Here is a 14,785-nt window from a genome sequence, read left to right as displayed (position 1 = left end):
TGACTTTTACTGCATCATGCGAACGAACGGCACCTGTAGCTCTGGCTACATGAAGCGCCAGTCGAGTGACTAGCGAGCCGGGCGCGGGGCAAGTAGGCGACTATGTGACCCTGCAGGCACTGACGAAGCTCTAGCGCAGTGAAGCAGACCTACAACCGTTGGTCGGCTTTGAGATCCGCCCAAACATTTAGCCAAGAAAGGGCCGGCTTCGAATGATTCCGACCCCAGCAGCCGAGCTCGTGTACACCAGCATGTACACCAGGTGAAAATTAATAAAACAAAACCATAAATATCATATAGATAGAGATTAGGTTAGAAGCTCGCCGGAGCGCCATCTCCCTGTTTCGAGCTGCCTCAAGCGGTCTGCGAAACGACCCGAAAGCCCGCCCTGAGCGGGCTTTCCTGTTTCTGGCCATTCGGCCTTGCGCATGCCCGCCGCTTCCCACCGGGTATACCGGGCAACTGGCGGATTCCAGCGCCAAAATTGCCCTCGACGCCATACGATTCATCTTCACCCGCAAAGACTGTATAAGCCTGCTGCCATCGCGCGCGAAAAGGATAAACCGCCAATGCTTCGGCTCCTGATGCCAGCCCTGCTCCTGGCCCTTGCCGGTTGCGCCACCAAGCCGCCTGCCAATCCCGACAACCTCTGCGAGATCTTTCGCGAAAAGCCGGAATGGCACGAAGCGGCGCTGAAGATGCAGAAGCGCTGGGGAGCACCGATCCAGGTGCCGATGGCGATGATGTACCAGGAGTCATCCTTCAGGCACGACGCCTTGCCGCCCCGCTACTACTTCCTCGGCTTCATCCCCTGGGGCCGGGTCAGTTCCGCCTACGGCTACGCCCAGGCCAAGGACGAGACCTGGGCGGACTACAAGAAGGACGCCGGCGACTGGGGCGCGGACCGCGACGACTTCGCCGACGCACTGGACTTCATGGGCTGGTACATGCAGAAAACCTACAGCGTCAACCGCGTCTCCAAGTGGGACGCCTACGCCCAGTACCTGAACTACCACGAGGGTTGGGGCGGCTATCGCAATCGCAGTTACGACGCCAAGCCGTGGCTGAAGAACGTGTCGCAGAAGGTCCAGGCACGCGCCTCGCTGTACAGCGCACAGTACAAGAGCTGCCAGCAGGAGCTGTCGGACGACGGCTGGTTCTGGTAGCCCCGAACGCCCGACCTAGGGCGCAGAGACGCGGCGCCGCCGTCAGCGTCCCATGATCCGCCGGTACTCGTCCCGGTATTCCTCGTAAGGCAGGTTGCGCTGCTGCAGGTCGAGGATCTGCTGCTCCTGGCTTCGCGGCGGGGCGGCGTGGGCGACGGTTTCGACCGCTGTCGGGGCGACCGGAGCGGGGACGCTCCGTTGCGGAGAGACCGGGGCGGCGGGAGTCGTGGGTGACGGCAGCGGGCGGGAAGGACGGGCGACCAGCAGGGCGCCGGTGATTTCCTCGACGATCTGCTCGGACACCGCATCCAGCTGCGCCGCCCCCATCGAGGCGAACAGGTCGCCGGTGGATTCGGCTTCGCTGTCGTAGCGACGCGAAGCGAGCAGTTGGCCGGTGAGACCGTCGTGGTAGCGCACGGTGGAGGTGACCCACTCGCCGTCGTCGGCGCGCGGGCGATTGTTGGCGCTATGGCCAGCGCCAACCTCGATCACCACCAGGGTGGACAGGGTTTGCGTGGCGCGCGGCTCGCCGTCCTGGACCGACAGCTGATAGTCCGCCGAATCCGCCTCCTCGCGCAGGGCCTCTCGCCAGTTGTTCATGAGCGTGCGCCAGCGCGGGTTGGCCGCCACCTGGGGGTCCGGCTGGAAATTCACCACCAGGTTGTGGCGGGTATCGCGGTACAAGGAAATCGGGGCGCCGCGCTCGTCAGTGCGGACCGAGGAGGAGCAGCCGCCCAGCAGGGCGAGGCTCAGGACGATGGGGAGGTAGCGCATGGTGATCCCTCTTCTGGTCTGGGGCATTCTGCCAGCACTTCATGACGCAAAGAAGCCGTCTGGAATCAGTCCTCCGGCCAATCGTCCTCATCGTCCAGACCCGACTGGTATTCCTCCGGCTCATCGTCATCCGGATGGTCGTCGAAGTACGCCGCGTCCGCGTCCAGCAGGCTGTCGAGGTCGTCGTCGAGGTCGAGCAGATGGTCATGTTCGGGCTCGGGGAGATCGCGGTCGTCGTCAGTCATGGTCGATCAGAGAAGCAGGAGGGGAAGGACAGTATAAGTCGCGCAGCCGCAGCATGACGCTTTCAATCCTCTGTACGCCGCTTTCCGACCTTGCCGGATCGCCATCTGTCCACGATTCTCTATGAACCTCGGGCATCGCGCCGTGAGACGACGAAAGGGGGCAGGAATGAAGAATGTGGCTCAGCTGTTGAACGCCAAGGCGGACCAGCAGGTTTACACCATTGGCCCGGACGCGCTGGTGATCGACGCATTGCGCCTGATGGCGGACAAGAACCTCGGCGGCTTGCCGGTGGTGGAGGCCAACCAGGTGGTCGGCTTCTTCAGCGAGCGCGACTACGCCCGGCGCCTGGCGCTGAAGGGGCGCAACTCGGAGGACACGCCGGTGCGCGAGGTGATGACTGCGCCGGTGATCACCGTGGAAACCCACCTGAACATCGACAAGTGCATGAGCATCATGACCGAGCGCCACCTGCGCCACCTGCCGGTAGTGGAGAACGGTGAGCTGCTGGGCCTGCTGTCCATCGGCGACCTGGTGAAGGCGGCCATCGCCGAGCAGGCCGACCTGATCCGCCAGCTGGAGCAGTACATCCGCGGCGAGTAAGCGTACGCCGGCGGCCGCTCAGTGGGCGGTCGCCGTTTCCACCTTCCCGCTGTGCACGTCCACCAGGCTCAGGACGCCGTCGGCATAGCCGCTGCCGGTGTCGATGTAGTGCGTGTTGCCCAGCCGGCGTACCCGGGTCTGCGCCGTGTGGCCGACATACAGACGCTCCAGGCCAGGCACCGGCGTATCGTCCTCGCCCTCGATGCGGGTGCGCGCCCACATCGCCAATGCCGCCGCGCTACGCCGGGCGGCGCTGCCCAGTTCCCCGGCCAGGGCGGCCATGCCGCTGTCCCAATCCGGGAAAGCGGGCGAGATCGGCGGTTCGGCGTGGACGATGCCGACGCGCCGCCCCTCCGCGACTTCCACTTCGATGACCAACGGCAGGCGCTGCAGGCGTCGGGCGATGCGCTCGCGTTCATCCTGCGGCAAGGCGTAGAGCCACACGCCGCCGTTGCGGTAGTGCAGGTCGCGGTCATCGCCGGCCAGCACCGAGTCGATCACCAGTTGCTCATGGTTGCCGCGCACCGAGGCGAACCAGGGGTGCTCCAGCCACTCCAGCACGCGCGGCGAATAGGGCCCACGGTCCACCAGGTCGCCAGCGGCGAACAGGCGGTCAGCGGCGCTATCGAATGCCACCCGTTCCAGCAGGCGTTCGAGCAGTTCGAAATGGCCATGCACATCCCCCACCACGAAATCGCGTCCACGCAGATTGCGCGGGAAGCGTTGCAGGGGGCGTTCCGGCAGGAGGGTATTCATTGCCAACTCCAGGACTTGCAGGACTTCAGCTTAGCAGCGGCAGATGGCGTTCCCATGGCCTTTCGACGAAAGCCGGATGACCTGCTGCCCCACTGCTGCCCACGCAGCGGCAGGCCAGCATGGGCTGCTTCCCCAGCAGCAACACATCTTCAGTCGAAATAAAAAATCCTTACATATCAATGCATTGCGGCCGACCAACAAAGCGGTACGGATGTTGCGATAGCCCCAGCAAGCCAACCGGCCTTATCACGCGTGAGCCAACACAAGAGCAACGCAATAACAGCTAGATGCCTTGCGGCGACGACCGAGCACCACAGAGCCGGCCGTCCTTTCGCCGCCCCTTGGGGACACCATGTTCAAACGCAACACCCTTTCCCTTGCCATCCTGGCGAGCCTGGCCAGCGTCGCCGTCCATGCGGCCGAGGGCGATACGCAGAACACTGAAGAGACCAGCGCCGCGCCGACCCTCGGCAAGGTGGTGGTGACCGCGCAGAAGCGCGAGGAGTCGGTACAGGAAGTACCGGCGCCAATCACCGTGCTCAGCGGCGAGAAGATCCGCGACGCCTCGCTGCAATCGGCCAATGAAGTGACCCGCTACACGCCCAACGCCTCGGCGGGCACCACCGACGGCCACGGCCGTCCGCGCTGGTGGATTCGCGGTCTGGGCACCGGCGACCAGGGCGCCAACACCGTCAGCCCGATCGGCATCTACGTCGACGACGTGTACATCGCCAACATCAGCGCCACCGGCTTCCCGCTGTTCGACCAGGAGCGCGTGGAGGTGCTGCGCGGCCCGCAAGGCACGCTGTGGGGCAAGAACACCACGGGCGGCGCGATCAATTTCATCTCGCGCAAGCCGACCTTCAGCCCCGAGGGCTATTTCAAGGTCGACATGGGCAATTACGCCAACCGCATCGTCGAGGGCGCGGTAAGCGATGCGCTGGTGGACGACAAGCTGGCCGGGCGCCTGTCCTTCCATCACCAGGGCCGCGATGGCTACACCGAGAACATCAACGACAACGACGACCAGGGCGCGCTGGAAGACGACGCCGTGCGCCTGCAGTTCGCCGCGCGGATCAACGACGACCTCGACGCCAACCTCAACCTGCACGCCCGCAGCTACCACGACACCGCCAGCTACAACACCGTCAGCTACGGCACCCGGCCCAACGGCACCAACCAGTTCGGCTATTCCATCGACCCGAAGCTGGGCAAGGCCAACTTCAACGCCAAGTACCAGGCCGAGATCGACCAGCTGGGCAGCAACCTCAACCTGGTCTGGCAACTGGGCGACCTGGAGCTGACCTCCATCACCGCCTTCGAGCACTTCACCCGCGACGGCTGGACCGACAGCGACAACACCCCGCTGGAGCTGCAGCGCAGCTACGCCTATGCCGACAGCCAGCAGTACTCCCAGGAGTTTCGCCTGGCCTCGCCGCGCACCGACCGGCTGAACTGGGTGCTGGGCTTCCACTATTTCAACGAGGACCTGCAGGCGGAAAGTGTCAACGCGGCGCTGACCAACCCCTACATCCCGCGCTCCTACAACAACGTCAGCTACGACCAGCAGAGCGAGAGCTACGCCGTCTTCGGCAGCACCACCTACAACTTCACCGATGACTTCAGCCTCACCGCCGGCCTGCGCTGGACCCGCGAGACCAAGGACATCGACCTGCTGCGCCTGCAGAACCGCGGCCCCGCGGTGTTCGGCAACGGCGACTGGTGGAAGCAGGACAACGTCCTCTCACAACTGGTCGCCAACGCCAGCCAGGACGAGAGCAACACCTGGAGCGACTACAGCTGGGACCTGACCCCGGAGTACCGCATTTCCGATAACGCCCGCGCCTACTTCCGCTATGCCCGTGGCTTCCGTTCCGGCGGCTACAACACCGGCGTGACCAGCCAGGCCACCGTCGCCACGGTGGACCCGGAATACCTCACCTCCTACGAGCTGGGCCTGAAGTCGGAATGGTTCGACGGCCGCCTGAACGCCAACGCCAGCCTGTTCTACTACGACTACGAGGACATCCAGCTCAACATCGTTACCGCGGTGAACAACCAGACCGTCTCGCGCCTGGCCAACGGCGCCCAGGGCGAGGCCTACGGCGCCGAGTTCGAACTGGAAGCCATCCCCGTGCAGAACCTCCACGTCAACTTCGGCCTGGGCCTGCTGCACACCGAGTTCACCGACTACACCTCAGGCCCCAACGACTACTCGGGCAACAACTTCGTCCGCGCACCCAACGTCTCGGCCGTGCTTGGCGCCGACTACCGCATCCCGCTGAACGTCGGCGGCGCGGTGATCCTCGGCACCGACTGGAACACCCGCAGCCGCCAGTACTTCTTCACCAACGACCAGAGCGCCAACATGCGCTCCGGCGGCTACACCCTGGGCAACGCGCGGGTGACCTACGAGCTGCCGGGCGAAACCACCCGCGTCACCGCCTACGTGAACAACCTGACCGACAAGGAATACCGCAACCACACCCTGCCGGGCGGCTTCCAGACCGCCGCCGTGATGTTCGGCGACCCGCGCACCTTCGGCGTCTCGGTCACCACCGACTTCTGAGCGAGGTAACGACCATGTCCCTGATCCATCGCACGCTGCGCCGGCTGCTGCCGGCCGCCGCCCTGCTGCTCGCGGGCCACGCCCTGGCCGCCGAGCAGCCGACCACCCTGCGCATCGCCACCGTGGCCTATGCCAATGCCGGGCAGATCACCTTCAACGGCCCGGCCTCCGTCATCGACCGCGACAAGTGGCTGCAGCAGCAACTGGCCCAGCGCGGCATCAAGCTGGAGTGGGTGCCCGCCGCCACCGCCTCGGTGGGCACCTTCGTCAACGAGGAGTTCGCCAACAAGCGCATCGACTTCGCCTTCTATGGCGACCTGCCGTCGATCATCGCCAACGCCTCGGGCGTGCAGACCCAGCTGATCGTCCCCGGCGGCATCGGCAACAACGTCTACCTCGTGGTGCCGCCGGGCTCCACGGCGAAATCCATCGCCGACCTCAAGGGCAAGCGCATCGCCCTGCACCGGGGTCGGCCGTGGGAGCTGTCGTTCGCCAAGCTGCTGGAAGCCAACCACCTGGGCTTCGAGGACTTCCGCATCTTCAACCTCAACCCGCAGGCCGGCGCCGCCGCGCTGAGCGCCGGGCGGGTGGATGCCTTCTTCACCCTGAGCGACGCCTTCCTGCTGGAAGACAAGCAGGTCGGCCGCATCATCTGGTCGAGCAAGGAGGCCCCGGCGGACTGGAAGATGCGCGCCGAAGTCTGGGCCGCGCGGGACTTCGTCAAGGACCATCCCGATCTCACCCAGTTGGTGGTGGACGCCTACCTGAAGGCCGCGTGGTGGGTCTCCCAGGACGCCAACCAGGCGGCCTACCAGGAGGCGCAATCGCGCTCCGGCGTACCGCTGAGCGTGCTGCAGCGCGAGGTGGCCGGCGAGCCCTGGTCGGCGCACTTCTCGCCGATCTACGACGAGGACCTGCGCAAGCACTACGCCGACGGCATCGCCTACAGCCAGCAGGCCAGGCTGATCCGTGGCGAGGTGAAGGTGGAGGACCTGCTGGAACCGAAGTTCGTCGAGCAGGGGCTGAAGAACCTGCAACTGGAGAGCTTCTGGCAGCCCAGCACAGGGCCCTCCGTCGCGGCCAAGCCTTGACCTTCGCATAGGAACGGATTCCGTCCGCGATGGGCCACCGGCCAGCTCCGAGCGGCCGGGAATCGATCGCGGATAAATCCGCTCCCACCTGAAACATCGCGCCGGGGCCAGCCCTCTCCCCCCGCCCTTTCCCTGAAGGGAGAGGGCGCTGTCCGTGCTGGCTGGCGCCATGGATTCATACTGCACCGTCCGGTCCCCTCTCCCTTCCGGGCGAAGGAGTTTCTCGGCACGGACCTTCAGAGAAAGACAGTTGCTCCCACAGCACAGAAGCCAACCGAACCTGTAGGAGCGAGCTTGCTCGCGAACAAGCCCAGTCGCAGGCACGGTTCGCGAGCAAGCTCGCTCCTACGAAAAGCCGCCGATTCGCAGCCATGAAAAAGCCCTCGCAAGAGGGCTTTTTCGGTTCAGGCGAATACTCAGGCCGCAGCACCCAGCAGCTTCTGGCCCTGCTCCCAGAGGCCGGTCATTTTCCACTGCTGCTCCAGCACGCCGGGACCGAATTCCTGGGAGCCGCCAAGGCCTTCGGCGAGGCCCTGGAAGTAGGCACCTTCCTCGATCAGCAGGATCAGCTTGGATGCCTTGATCAGGTCCTCGCCCCAGAAGGTCGCGCCGCCGTTGGCTTCGAGGATGGCCGGGGTGTGCGGGTTCTCGGCGATCCTGTCGAGGATGAACAGCGGCTCAGGCTGGCGGCGGTCGATGTAGATCGGCAGCTCGCGGGCCAGGGTCACGCGCTGGGAGGCGGCGTAGCGGATCGGCAGCACGCGGTGGGCGCTGGCCCAGCCGCCGAGGTAAGGGGTGTGGACGTGGATCACCACATTGATTTCCGGGCGCGCCTGGAAGATCGCCGCGTAGCGCTTACCGTTGCCGCCAGCGCCACGGCCGCTGAGCGGGGTCGCGCCAGGGATGCTTTCGTCGAGGATCACTTCGCCGTCCCAGGTGGCGATGACCGCGCGGATTTCCTGGTCGTCGGCCCAGGGGTTGGGAGCGTGGACGGCGATCACCTGGTCGCTGTCCGGCACGCGCACGTAGGCCTGGTAGGTGTTGGTGGCGGTCAGGGTGCGGCTTTCCTTGAGCACGCGGAAGGCCTTGGCGAAGTCGCGGCGGACCTGTTCGAGCTGGCTGGCGAGTTGCGGGTCGAGGGTGGACATGGAATGCCTCCTGGCAGTCGGGGATGGATGAACCGCGTGGCGGTGTTCCAGTGACTGAGCAGGACTTGTGCCACTCAAAAATACCCATACAAATCAGCTAATTACGAATCATCAAAGCGAACGGAAGGCCACCAATGGCCCGAACACCGCCGAAATTGCTGCCCGCCCAGCATCCCCTGCTGCCCCACTGCTGCTGTACAGACAAACGCCCTGCTGCCACAGCAGCACGCCACCCTGAAAGCCCCGCCACGCCTGGCCTGCAGCCTTTGGGCACAGCCCTTGCTCAAGACCCTGCACGAGCAGCACGACGCTGCCCCCGCAAAGCAAAGGAGCAAGGCCATGAGCACCGAATTCTTCTGGCGACTGCCGCTGGGCAGCGACGGTCCCTATCTCGCCTCGGACAAGAACAACCGTGGCAGCCATATCGAGCGTCCCGGCAACATCGCCCCGGGCCGCCTGCCCAACGGCGAGCCGGACGGCTTCACCTACATCGACTACATCGCCCAGGTGGCCAAGGCCGCCGAGATCGCCGGCTTCGAGGGCGCGCTGCTGCCCACCGGACCGGAGCCGTGGATCGCCGCCGCCGCTCTGGCCCGCGAGACCCGCCGGATCAAGTTCCTGATCGCCTTCCAGGCCGCCTGGACGCTGCCCGCCTACGCCGCGCAGCAGGCGGCGATCCTCCAGCACCTGTCCCGCGACCGCCTGGAGTGGAACATCATCACCGGCGGCAACCCCGCCAGCCAGCGCGCCAATGGCGACTTCCTCGAACACGACAAGCGCTACCAGCGCACCGGCGAGTTCCTCGACATCATCGACGGGCTGTGGAAGAACGAGCAGTTCTCCTACCAGGGCGAGGTCTACCAGCTGGAGAACGGCTCGCTGCCCATCGCGCTGAAGCACGTGCGCAAGCCCGGCGTGTACTTCTCCGGCTTCTCCGACCCGGCGCTGGACGTTGCGGCGAAACATGCCGACGTCTACCTGAACTGGGCCGAGCCCATCGACAAGCTCAAGCCGCACCTGGAGCGCGTGCGCGAGCTGGCCGACAAGCAGGGCCGCGAGATCCGCTTCGGCATCCGCATCGACCTGTTCGCTCGCGAAACCGAAGAGGCCGCCTGGAGCGAACTGCGCCGCCAGTACGAGCGCATCGACGCGCGCACCAGCGCCTTCATCAAGAACTTCGCCACCGGCTCGGATTCCGTCGGCGCCGCGCGGCAGACCGCCTACCACCAGAACGTCGAGCGCTTCGACGACCTGATCATCGGCCCCAACCTCTGGGCCGGCTTCGGCAAGGCCAAACCGGGGCCGACCATCGGCCTGGTGGGCAGCCACGAGAACGTCGCCGAACGCCTCGCCGAATACCGCGACGCCGGCTTCTCCACCTTCATCCTCGCCGGCAACCCGCACCTGGAAGAAGCCCTGCGGATCGGCCAGGAAGTCCTGCCGCTGGTCCAGGGCAAACGCGCCGACGTCCACGAACTCAAGGCTCGCGCCTGAGCCACAAGGAGCTGAACATGTCCCGTCCCCTCGATACCCTCTGGTACACCCGCTGCCCGGTGCCCACCGGCCTCGGCATTGCCGTGCAGAAAGGCTGGCTGGAAGAAGCCCTGGCCGAGCAGGGCACGCAGATCAGGTCGCTGCGCGAGTCCGCCGACCAGGCGGTGCGCGAGTCGCACTTCGACCACACCCTGCAGAACTCGGTGCGCCACGGCGGCAACATCCCTGCCATCTGGGCCCGCGCCAGCGGCCGCGAGACCCGCGTGATCGGCCTGTCCTGGGCCGACGAGGCGCAGCTGATCCTGACCACCGCCGAGAGCGGCATCCGCACCGTGCGTGACCTCAGGGGCCGGCGCTTCGGCCTGCCGGACTGGAGCGGCGCACAGATCGACTTCACCCGCGCCCAGGCCATCCGCGGCCTGGAAAACGCCCTGCGCCTGGAAGGCCTGGAAGTGCGTGACGTTGAGCTGGTGGACTTCGGCCTGAAGGGCACCTTCAGCGACGAGGCGCCGAGCAACATCGTCGGCATCACCGGCCACGGCGGCAGCCGCCAGCGCAGCCAGAACCCGGAGCTGGTCGGCCTGCTGCGTGGCGAAGTGGACGCCATCTTCCTCAAGGGCGCCCACGCCGTGCAGCTGGCACAGCAGTTCGGCCTGCACACGGTGATCGACACCGGCGCCCACCCGGAGCCGCTGATCCGCTCCAACAACGGCACGCCGCGCACCCTGAGCGTCGACCTCAACCTGCTGCAGCAGCACCCCGACGCCGCCAGCGCGATCCTCGCCTCTGTGCTACGCGCCGAAGACTGGGCGCACCAGCACCCGGACGAGACCCGCCGCTACCTGGCGCGGGAAACCAACAGCAGCGAGTTCTGGGTCGCCACCGCCTATGGCGAGGACGCCCACCTGCGCCTGCGCACCAACCTGGACGAAGGCTCGATCCTCGCCCTGCAGGACTTCACCGACTTCCTGCAGCGCTGGAACTTCATCCCGGCACGCTTCGACGTGCGCGAGTGGATCGACCCGCGCCCGCTGGAAGCCCTGCGCAGCCGCCTGGCACAGAAGACCGGCTGATCAACGTCACGAGGGCGATTCCCTCTCTCCGGCCCCTGCGCGACGGCGCAGGGGTTTTCTTCCCTGACGGACACCCATGAGCACACCGCTGGAAACCCTCTGGTACACCCACAGCCCCGTTCCCACGGGGCTCGGCATCGCCGTCGAATCCGGGCGCCTGGCCCAGGCCTTCCGCCCGTTCGGCACGCGCATCCAGTCGCTGCGCGAATCCTCCGAACGCGAGGTGCGCGAGGCACATTTCGACCATCACCTGCCCTACTCCGTGCGCCACGGCGGCAACATCCCGGCCATCTGGGCCCGCGCCAGCGGCGCGCGCACCCGGGTGATCGGCTTGTCGTGGAGCGACGAGGTGCAACTGATCGTCAGCGCCCCGGACAGCGGCGTGCGCAGTATCCGCGACCTGCGCCACCGGCGCTTCGGCCTGCCGAAGTGGGCCAACGTGCAGATCGACTTCACCCGCGCCCAGTCCCTGCGCGGCCTGGAGAACGCCCTGCGCGTGGAAGGCCTGGAGGTGCGCGACGTCGATCTGGTGGACTACCCCTACGGCGGCACCTACAGCGACGACCCGGTGCGCCACGTGTTCGGCGCCCAGGTGGCGCTCAAGGGCAACCGCGTGGTGCAGCGCAACAACGAGCTGATCGGCCTGCTGCGCGGCGACATCGACGCCATCTTCCTCAAGGGCGCCCACGGCCTGCAGCTGGCCCATGAATTCGGCCTGCACGTGGTGCTGGACGTCGGCTCGCACCCCGAGCCGCTGGTGCGTTCCAACATCGGCACACCGCGCACCCTGACCGTCGACCAGCAATTGCTGGACGAACATTTCGATGCCGCCGTGCGGGTGCTCGACACCGTGCTGCGCGCCGAGCAATGGGCCTGGGCGCACCCGGAGGAGACCCGCCGCTTCCTCGCCCGCGAGCTGAACACCAGCGAGTTCTGGGTGGCCAGCGCCTACGGCGAAGACGCGCACCTGCGCCTGCAGACCAACCTGGCCGAGCGCTCGGTCAACGCCCTGCGCGACCTCACCGCGTTCCTGCAGCGCTGGGAGTTCATCGGCAACCACGTCAACGTGGACGACTGGATCGACCCGCGTCCGCTGGAAGACCTGCTGGGGAAGATCGATGTCGCCATCTAGCCCGGCGCGGCCCGGCGCCTTCCTGTTCAACTTCATGCTGCTGGCGGCGTTCAGCGGCGCCACCATCGGCATGGCGAAGATCGTCACCACGCTGTACGCCATCAGCATCGGCGCCAACGCCATGCAGATCGGCATCATCTCGGCCATGGAAGCCCTCGGCATGGTGATCCTCACCCTGCCCGCCGGCTTCGTCATCGCCCGCTTCGGCGCGCGCCGGGTGTACTTCCTCGCCAGCCTCGGGCCGATGCTGCTGAACCTTGCCATTCCCCTGTTCGGTGGCTGGCTGTGGCTGGCGTTTGCGCGCCTGCTGATCGGCCTGTGCATCCCGTTCCGCATCGTCGCCATGAACAGCGCCTTCCTGCGCCAGCTCAAGCGCATCGGCAATGACAAGGCCGGCTGGTACCGCGGCTCGCTGACCCTGGGCATGGGCCTGCTCGGGCCGCTGCTGGGCAACTGGCTGAGCGGCGCGACGAGCTTCACCTGGGGCTTTGCCGCCATCGGCCTGTGCTTCGGCCTGATGGCCTTCTACAGCCTGGGCTTCTGGGAAGGCGAGGCGCCCAGCGAGGACGTACCCGTGGCCGCCGCCACCGGCGGGTTGCTGCAACAGGTCGGCGCCATGCTGGCCAATGTGGAGATCGCCGAGAGCTGCCTGATCGAACTGCTCAGCGCCGCCACCAGCGCGCTGTTCGGCACCTTCATCCTGCTGCTGGCGATGGAAGTCGCCGGCCTGTCCCAGGGCCAGGCGGTGAGCCTGGTGATGATCCAGGGCCTGGCCTCGGTGCTCGGGCTGTTCGGCTTCGGCTACTTTATCGAACGCAGCGGACGGCGCCTGGCCTATGTCGGCAGCCTCACCGCGGCGCTGGCCGCCCTGCTGTTGCTGGGCGTCGCCCGCGACTACTGGCTGCTGGCCCTGGGCGGCGTGCTGCTCAGCGCGGCGGCGGCGCTCATCCACCTGGTGAACATGGCCCAGCTGGGCGAGCACGCCATGGACAAGAGCAAGATTTCCGGGCTGTTCAACCTCGCCTCCATGTCCGGCAGCTTTTCCGGCGCGCTGCTGGGCGGGGCGATCAGCCACTTCGTCGGCCTGGACAACCTGTTCCTCTGCTGGATTCCCCTGGTGCTGCTGGCCGCGCTGTTCTGCTGGCAACGCAAGCTGCGCCGCCACAGCGCCGGGCCGCTGCTCGGCCAGGAGGGTTGAGCATGACTCGCACCCTGGATCGCCTGAGCTGGTTCGCTTCCCCGCTGCTCCTGCTGCTGGCCTGGTTCGTCGCCACCCGCGCCGGCTGGTTCCCGCCGCAACTGCTGGTGCCGCCTGCCGAAGTCTGGGCCAGTTTCAAGGACCTGCTGGCCAGCGGCGAGCTGCGCGAACACGTGGCGAACAGCCTGTCGCGCCTGGCCATCGGCTTCTCCATCGGCGCCGTCGGCGGGCTGCTGTTCGGCACCGCCATGGCCCTGTCGAAAACCGTGGAAGCCTACTGCGCGCCGTTGTTCCACACCTTGCGCCAGGTGCCGTCGATCGCGCTGATCCCGATATTCATCCTGTTCTTCGGCGTGGAGGAGACCTTCAAGATCCTGATCGTCACCAAGGCCGCCTTCTTCCCCGTGGCGCTGGCCGCCAGCGAAGGCGTGAAGGGTATCCCGCGCGGTTACTTCGAGGTCGCCAGCGTGTACCGCCTGCCGCTCTGGAGCCTGCTGCGCGACGTCGCCTTCCCCGCCGCCGCGCCGCCCATCGTCACCGGTCTGCGCATCAGCCTGAGCCGCGCCTGGATGGTGCTGGTGGCCGCCGAACTGCTCGCCGCCGACAGCGGCCTGGGGCAGCTGATCGAGCTGAGCCGGCAGATGCTGCGCATCGACATCGTGATGGTCGGCGTGGTGGTCACCGGGGCCATCGGCTTCGTCCTCGACTTCGCCTTCCGCCTGCTGGAGAAGCGCCTGCTGCGCTGGAGACCGACGCCATGATCCGTTTGCTCAAGAGTCTTCGCGGACTGCTGCTGCCGGCGCTGCTGATCGCCGCCTGGCACTGGCAGTCGCAACAGGGCGCCAGCGCGGCCTACGCCTTCGTGCCGCTGGAGCGCATCGGCGCCGGCTTCGCCGAGCTGATCCGTACCGGCGAGCTGTGGCTGAGCGTCTCCGCCAGCCTGCAACGCACCTGCCTCGGCCTGCTGCTGGGCGTGCTCGCCGGTTTCGCCCTGGGCGCCGGCATGGCGCTGTCGCGGCCGCTGGAGCGGCTGTTCGCGCCGCTGTATCACACCATCCGTCAGGTGCCGATACTCGGCCTGATCCCGCTGATCGCCCTGTGGTTCGGCAGCGGCGAGCCGTCCAAGGTGCTGATCGTCAGCCTCGCCGCCTTCTACCCGATGACGCTGAACGCCTTCGAGGGCTTCCGCGACGTGGAGAAGCGCTACCGCGAAGTGGGCCGCCTGTATGCCTTCGGCCCCTGGCAGCAGTTCCGCGAGGTGCTGCTGCCAGGGGCGCTGCCCAGCCTGAGCAACGGCGTGCTGCACGCGCTGGCCTTCGCCTGGGTCAGCTCGGTGGGCTGCGAGCTGTTCCTCTCCACCGGCATGGGCCTGGGCAACCTGATGATGAACGCCGAGACCGGATCGCGCATGGAGATCGTAGTGATCGGCGTGCTCAGCATCGGCCTGCTCGGCTACGCCATGAACCAGCTGTTCGCCCGCGCCGCGCGCCATCTGCTGCGCTGGCGCAACCTGCGCTGACCCTATTTGCCATGAGTGC

The 14,785-nt window shown here is 66.6% G+C and carries 14 protein-coding genes; 10 read left to right on the top strand and 4 right to left on the bottom strand.

Going from position 1 to position 14,785, the window contains the following annotated elements:
• Window positions 1-569 precede the first annotated feature (569 nt).
• Window positions 570-1,166: a hypothetical protein gene (locus ACAW63_RS06195; protein WP_371232421.1), complete on the top strand. Its 597-nt coding sequence runs from the start codon at window positions 570-572 to the stop codon at window positions 1,164-1,166.
• Window positions 1,167-1,208: 42 nt separating this feature from the next.
• On the opposite strand, the gene ACAW63_RS06190 is transcribed toward ACAW63_RS06195, so the two are convergent.
• Together ACAW63_RS06190 and ACAW63_RS06185 are read right to left on the bottom strand one after the other, a co-directional pair.
• Window positions 1,209-1,940, bottom strand: coding sequence for a hypothetical protein (locus ACAW63_RS06190; RefSeq protein WP_371232420.1), 732 nt, complete (start codon window positions 1,938-1,940; stop codon window positions 1,209-1,211).
• 65 nt (window positions 1,941-2,005) lie between these two features.
• A complete protein-coding gene (locus ACAW63_RS06185; protein WP_275609683.1) occupies window positions 2,006-2,185 on the bottom strand; it encodes a hypothetical protein in 180 nt (59 codons plus the stop codon).
• A gap of 166 nt (window positions 2,186-2,351) precedes the next feature.
• On the opposite strand from ACAW63_RS06185, the gene ACAW63_RS06180 reads away from it, so the two are divergent.
• On the top strand, window positions 2,352-2,786 hold the full coding sequence (locus tag ACAW63_RS06180) for a CBS domain-containing protein (protein WP_371232418.1): 435 nt from the start codon (window positions 2,352-2,354) through the stop codon (window positions 2,784-2,786).
• A gap of 18 nt (window positions 2,787-2,804) precedes the next feature.
• Here the strand turns inward: ACAW63_RS06180 and ACAW63_RS06175 are convergent, their stop codons facing one another.
• Complete coding sequence (locus tag ACAW63_RS06175; protein WP_371232417.1) at window positions 2,805-3,542, bottom strand: metallophosphoesterase; 738 nt, start codon at window positions 3,540-3,542, stop codon at window positions 2,805-2,807.
• 352 nt (window positions 3,543-3,894) lie between these two features.
• Between ACAW63_RS06175 and ACAW63_RS06170 the strand changes: the two genes are divergently transcribed.
• Both ACAW63_RS06170 and ACAW63_RS06165 read left to right on the top strand, forming a co-directional pair.
• Complete coding sequence (locus tag ACAW63_RS06170; protein ID WP_371232416.1) at window positions 3,895-6,111, top strand: TonB-dependent receptor; 2,217 nt, start codon at window positions 3,895-3,897, stop codon at window positions 6,109-6,111.
• Between the two features lie 14 nt (window positions 6,112-6,125).
• Window positions 6,126-7,202, top strand: coding sequence for an ABC transporter substrate-binding protein (locus ACAW63_RS06165; protein WP_371232415.1), 1,077 nt, complete (start codon window positions 6,126-6,128; stop codon window positions 7,200-7,202).
• Window positions 7,203-7,618: 416 nt separating this feature from the next.
• Here the strand turns inward: ACAW63_RS06165 and ACAW63_RS06160 are convergent, their stop codons facing one another.
• A complete protein-coding gene (locus ACAW63_RS06160) occupies window positions 7,619-8,350 on the bottom strand; it encodes a class II aldolase/adducin family protein (protein WP_371232414.1) in 732 nt (243 codons plus the stop codon).
• 339 nt (window positions 8,351-8,689) lie between these two features.
• On the opposite strand from ACAW63_RS06160, the gene ACAW63_RS06155 reads away from it, so the two are divergent.
• From ACAW63_RS06155 to ACAW63_RS06130, 6 genes are all read left to right on the top strand, one after another.
• A complete protein-coding gene (locus tag ACAW63_RS06155; protein ID WP_371232413.1) occupies window positions 8,690-9,844 on the top strand; it encodes an LLM class flavin-dependent oxidoreductase in 1,155 nt (384 codons plus the stop codon).
• A gap of 17 nt (window positions 9,845-9,861) precedes the next feature.
• Window positions 9,862-10,917, top strand: a complete 1,056-nt coding sequence (locus ACAW63_RS06150; RefSeq protein ID WP_371232411.1) for an ABC transporter substrate-binding protein — start codon at window positions 9,862-9,864, stop codon at window positions 10,915-10,917.
• 76 nt (window positions 10,918-10,993) lie between these two features.
• Window positions 10,994-12,049: an ABC transporter substrate-binding protein gene (locus tag ACAW63_RS06145; RefSeq protein WP_371232410.1), complete on the top strand. Its 1,056-nt coding sequence runs from the start codon at window positions 10,994-10,996 to the stop codon at window positions 12,047-12,049.
• Window positions 12,036-13,247, top strand: a complete 1,212-nt coding sequence (locus tag ACAW63_RS06140) for an MFS transporter (RefSeq protein WP_371232408.1) — start codon at window positions 12,036-12,038, stop codon at window positions 13,245-13,247. The genes ACAW63_RS06145 and ACAW63_RS06140 overlap by 14 nt, the downstream gene beginning before the upstream one ends.
• A gap of 2 nt (window positions 13,248-13,249) precedes the next feature.
• Window positions 13,250-14,008, top strand: a complete 759-nt coding sequence (locus ACAW63_RS06135; RefSeq protein WP_371232406.1) for an ABC transporter permease — start codon at window positions 13,250-13,252, stop codon at window positions 14,006-14,008.
• Window positions 14,005-14,766, top strand: a complete 762-nt coding sequence (locus ACAW63_RS06130; protein WP_371232404.1) for an ABC transporter permease — start codon at window positions 14,005-14,007, stop codon at window positions 14,764-14,766. Before ACAW63_RS06135 ends, ACAW63_RS06130 begins: the two co-directional genes overlap by 4 nt.
• The last annotated feature ends 19 nt before the right edge of the window (window positions 14,767-14,785 follow it).

It is taken from the genome of Pseudomonas sp. QE6 (assembly GCF_041379005.1).
Lineage (GTDB): Bacteria > Pseudomonadota > Gammaproteobacteria > Pseudomonadales > Pseudomonadaceae > Pseudomonas.
This window is presented reverse-complemented; position numbering and strand designations above follow the sequence as displayed.

What these genes read in the sequence shown, in the direction of transcription:
- ACAW63_RS06165 (WP_371232415.1), top strand. Translation starts at nt 6,126, where the DNA reads ATGTCCCTGATCCATCGCACGCTGCGCCGGCTGCTGCCGGCCGCCGCC.
- ACAW63_RS06180 (WP_371232418.1), top strand. Translation starts at nt 2,352, where the DNA reads ATGAAGAATGTGGCTCAGCTGTTGAACGCCAAGGCGGACCAGCAGGTT.
- ACAW63_RS06135 (WP_371232406.1), top strand. Translation starts at nt 13,250, where the DNA reads ATGACTCGCACCCTGGATCGCCTGAGCTGGTTCGCTTCCCCGCTGCTC.
- ACAW63_RS06155 (WP_371232413.1), top strand. Translation starts at nt 8,690, where the DNA reads ATGAGCACCGAATTCTTCTGGCGACTGCCGCTGGGCAGCGACGGTCCC.
- ACAW63_RS06170 (WP_371232416.1), top strand. Translation starts at nt 3,895, where the DNA reads ATGTTCAAACGCAACACCCTTTCCCTTGCCATCCTGGCGAGCCTGGCC.
- ACAW63_RS06145 (WP_371232410.1), top strand. Translation starts at nt 10,994, where the DNA reads ATGAGCACACCGCTGGAAACCCTCTGGTACACCCACAGCCCCGTTCCC.
- ACAW63_RS06175 (WP_371232417.1), bottom strand. Translation starts at nt 3,542, where the DNA reads ATGAATACCCTCCTGCCGGAACGCCCCCTGCAACGCTTCCCGCGCAAT.
- ACAW63_RS06130 (WP_371232404.1), top strand. Translation starts at nt 14,005, where the DNA reads ATGATCCGTTTGCTCAAGAGTCTTCGCGGACTGCTGCTGCCGGCGCTG.
- ACAW63_RS06150 (WP_371232411.1), top strand. Translation starts at nt 9,862, where the DNA reads ATGTCCCGTCCCCTCGATACCCTCTGGTACACCCGCTGCCCGGTGCCC.
- ACAW63_RS06190 (WP_371232420.1), bottom strand. Translation starts at nt 1,940, where the DNA reads ATGCGCTACCTCCCCATCGTCCTGAGCCTCGCCCTGCTGGGCGGCTGC.
- ACAW63_RS06160 (WP_371232414.1), bottom strand. Translation starts at nt 8,350, where the DNA reads ATGTCCACCCTCGACCCGCAACTCGCCAGCCAGCTCGAACAGGTCCGC.
- ACAW63_RS06185 (WP_275609683.1), bottom strand. Translation starts at nt 2,185, where the DNA reads ATGACTGACGACGACCGCGATCTCCCCGAGCCCGAACATGACCATCTG.
- ACAW63_RS06195 (WP_371232421.1), top strand. Translation starts at nt 570, where the DNA reads ATGCTTCGGCTCCTGATGCCAGCCCTGCTCCTGGCCCTTGCCGGTTGC.
- ACAW63_RS06140 (WP_371232408.1), top strand. Translation starts at nt 12,036, where the DNA reads ATGTCGCCATCTAGCCCGGCGCGGCCCGGCGCCTTCCTGTTCAACTTC.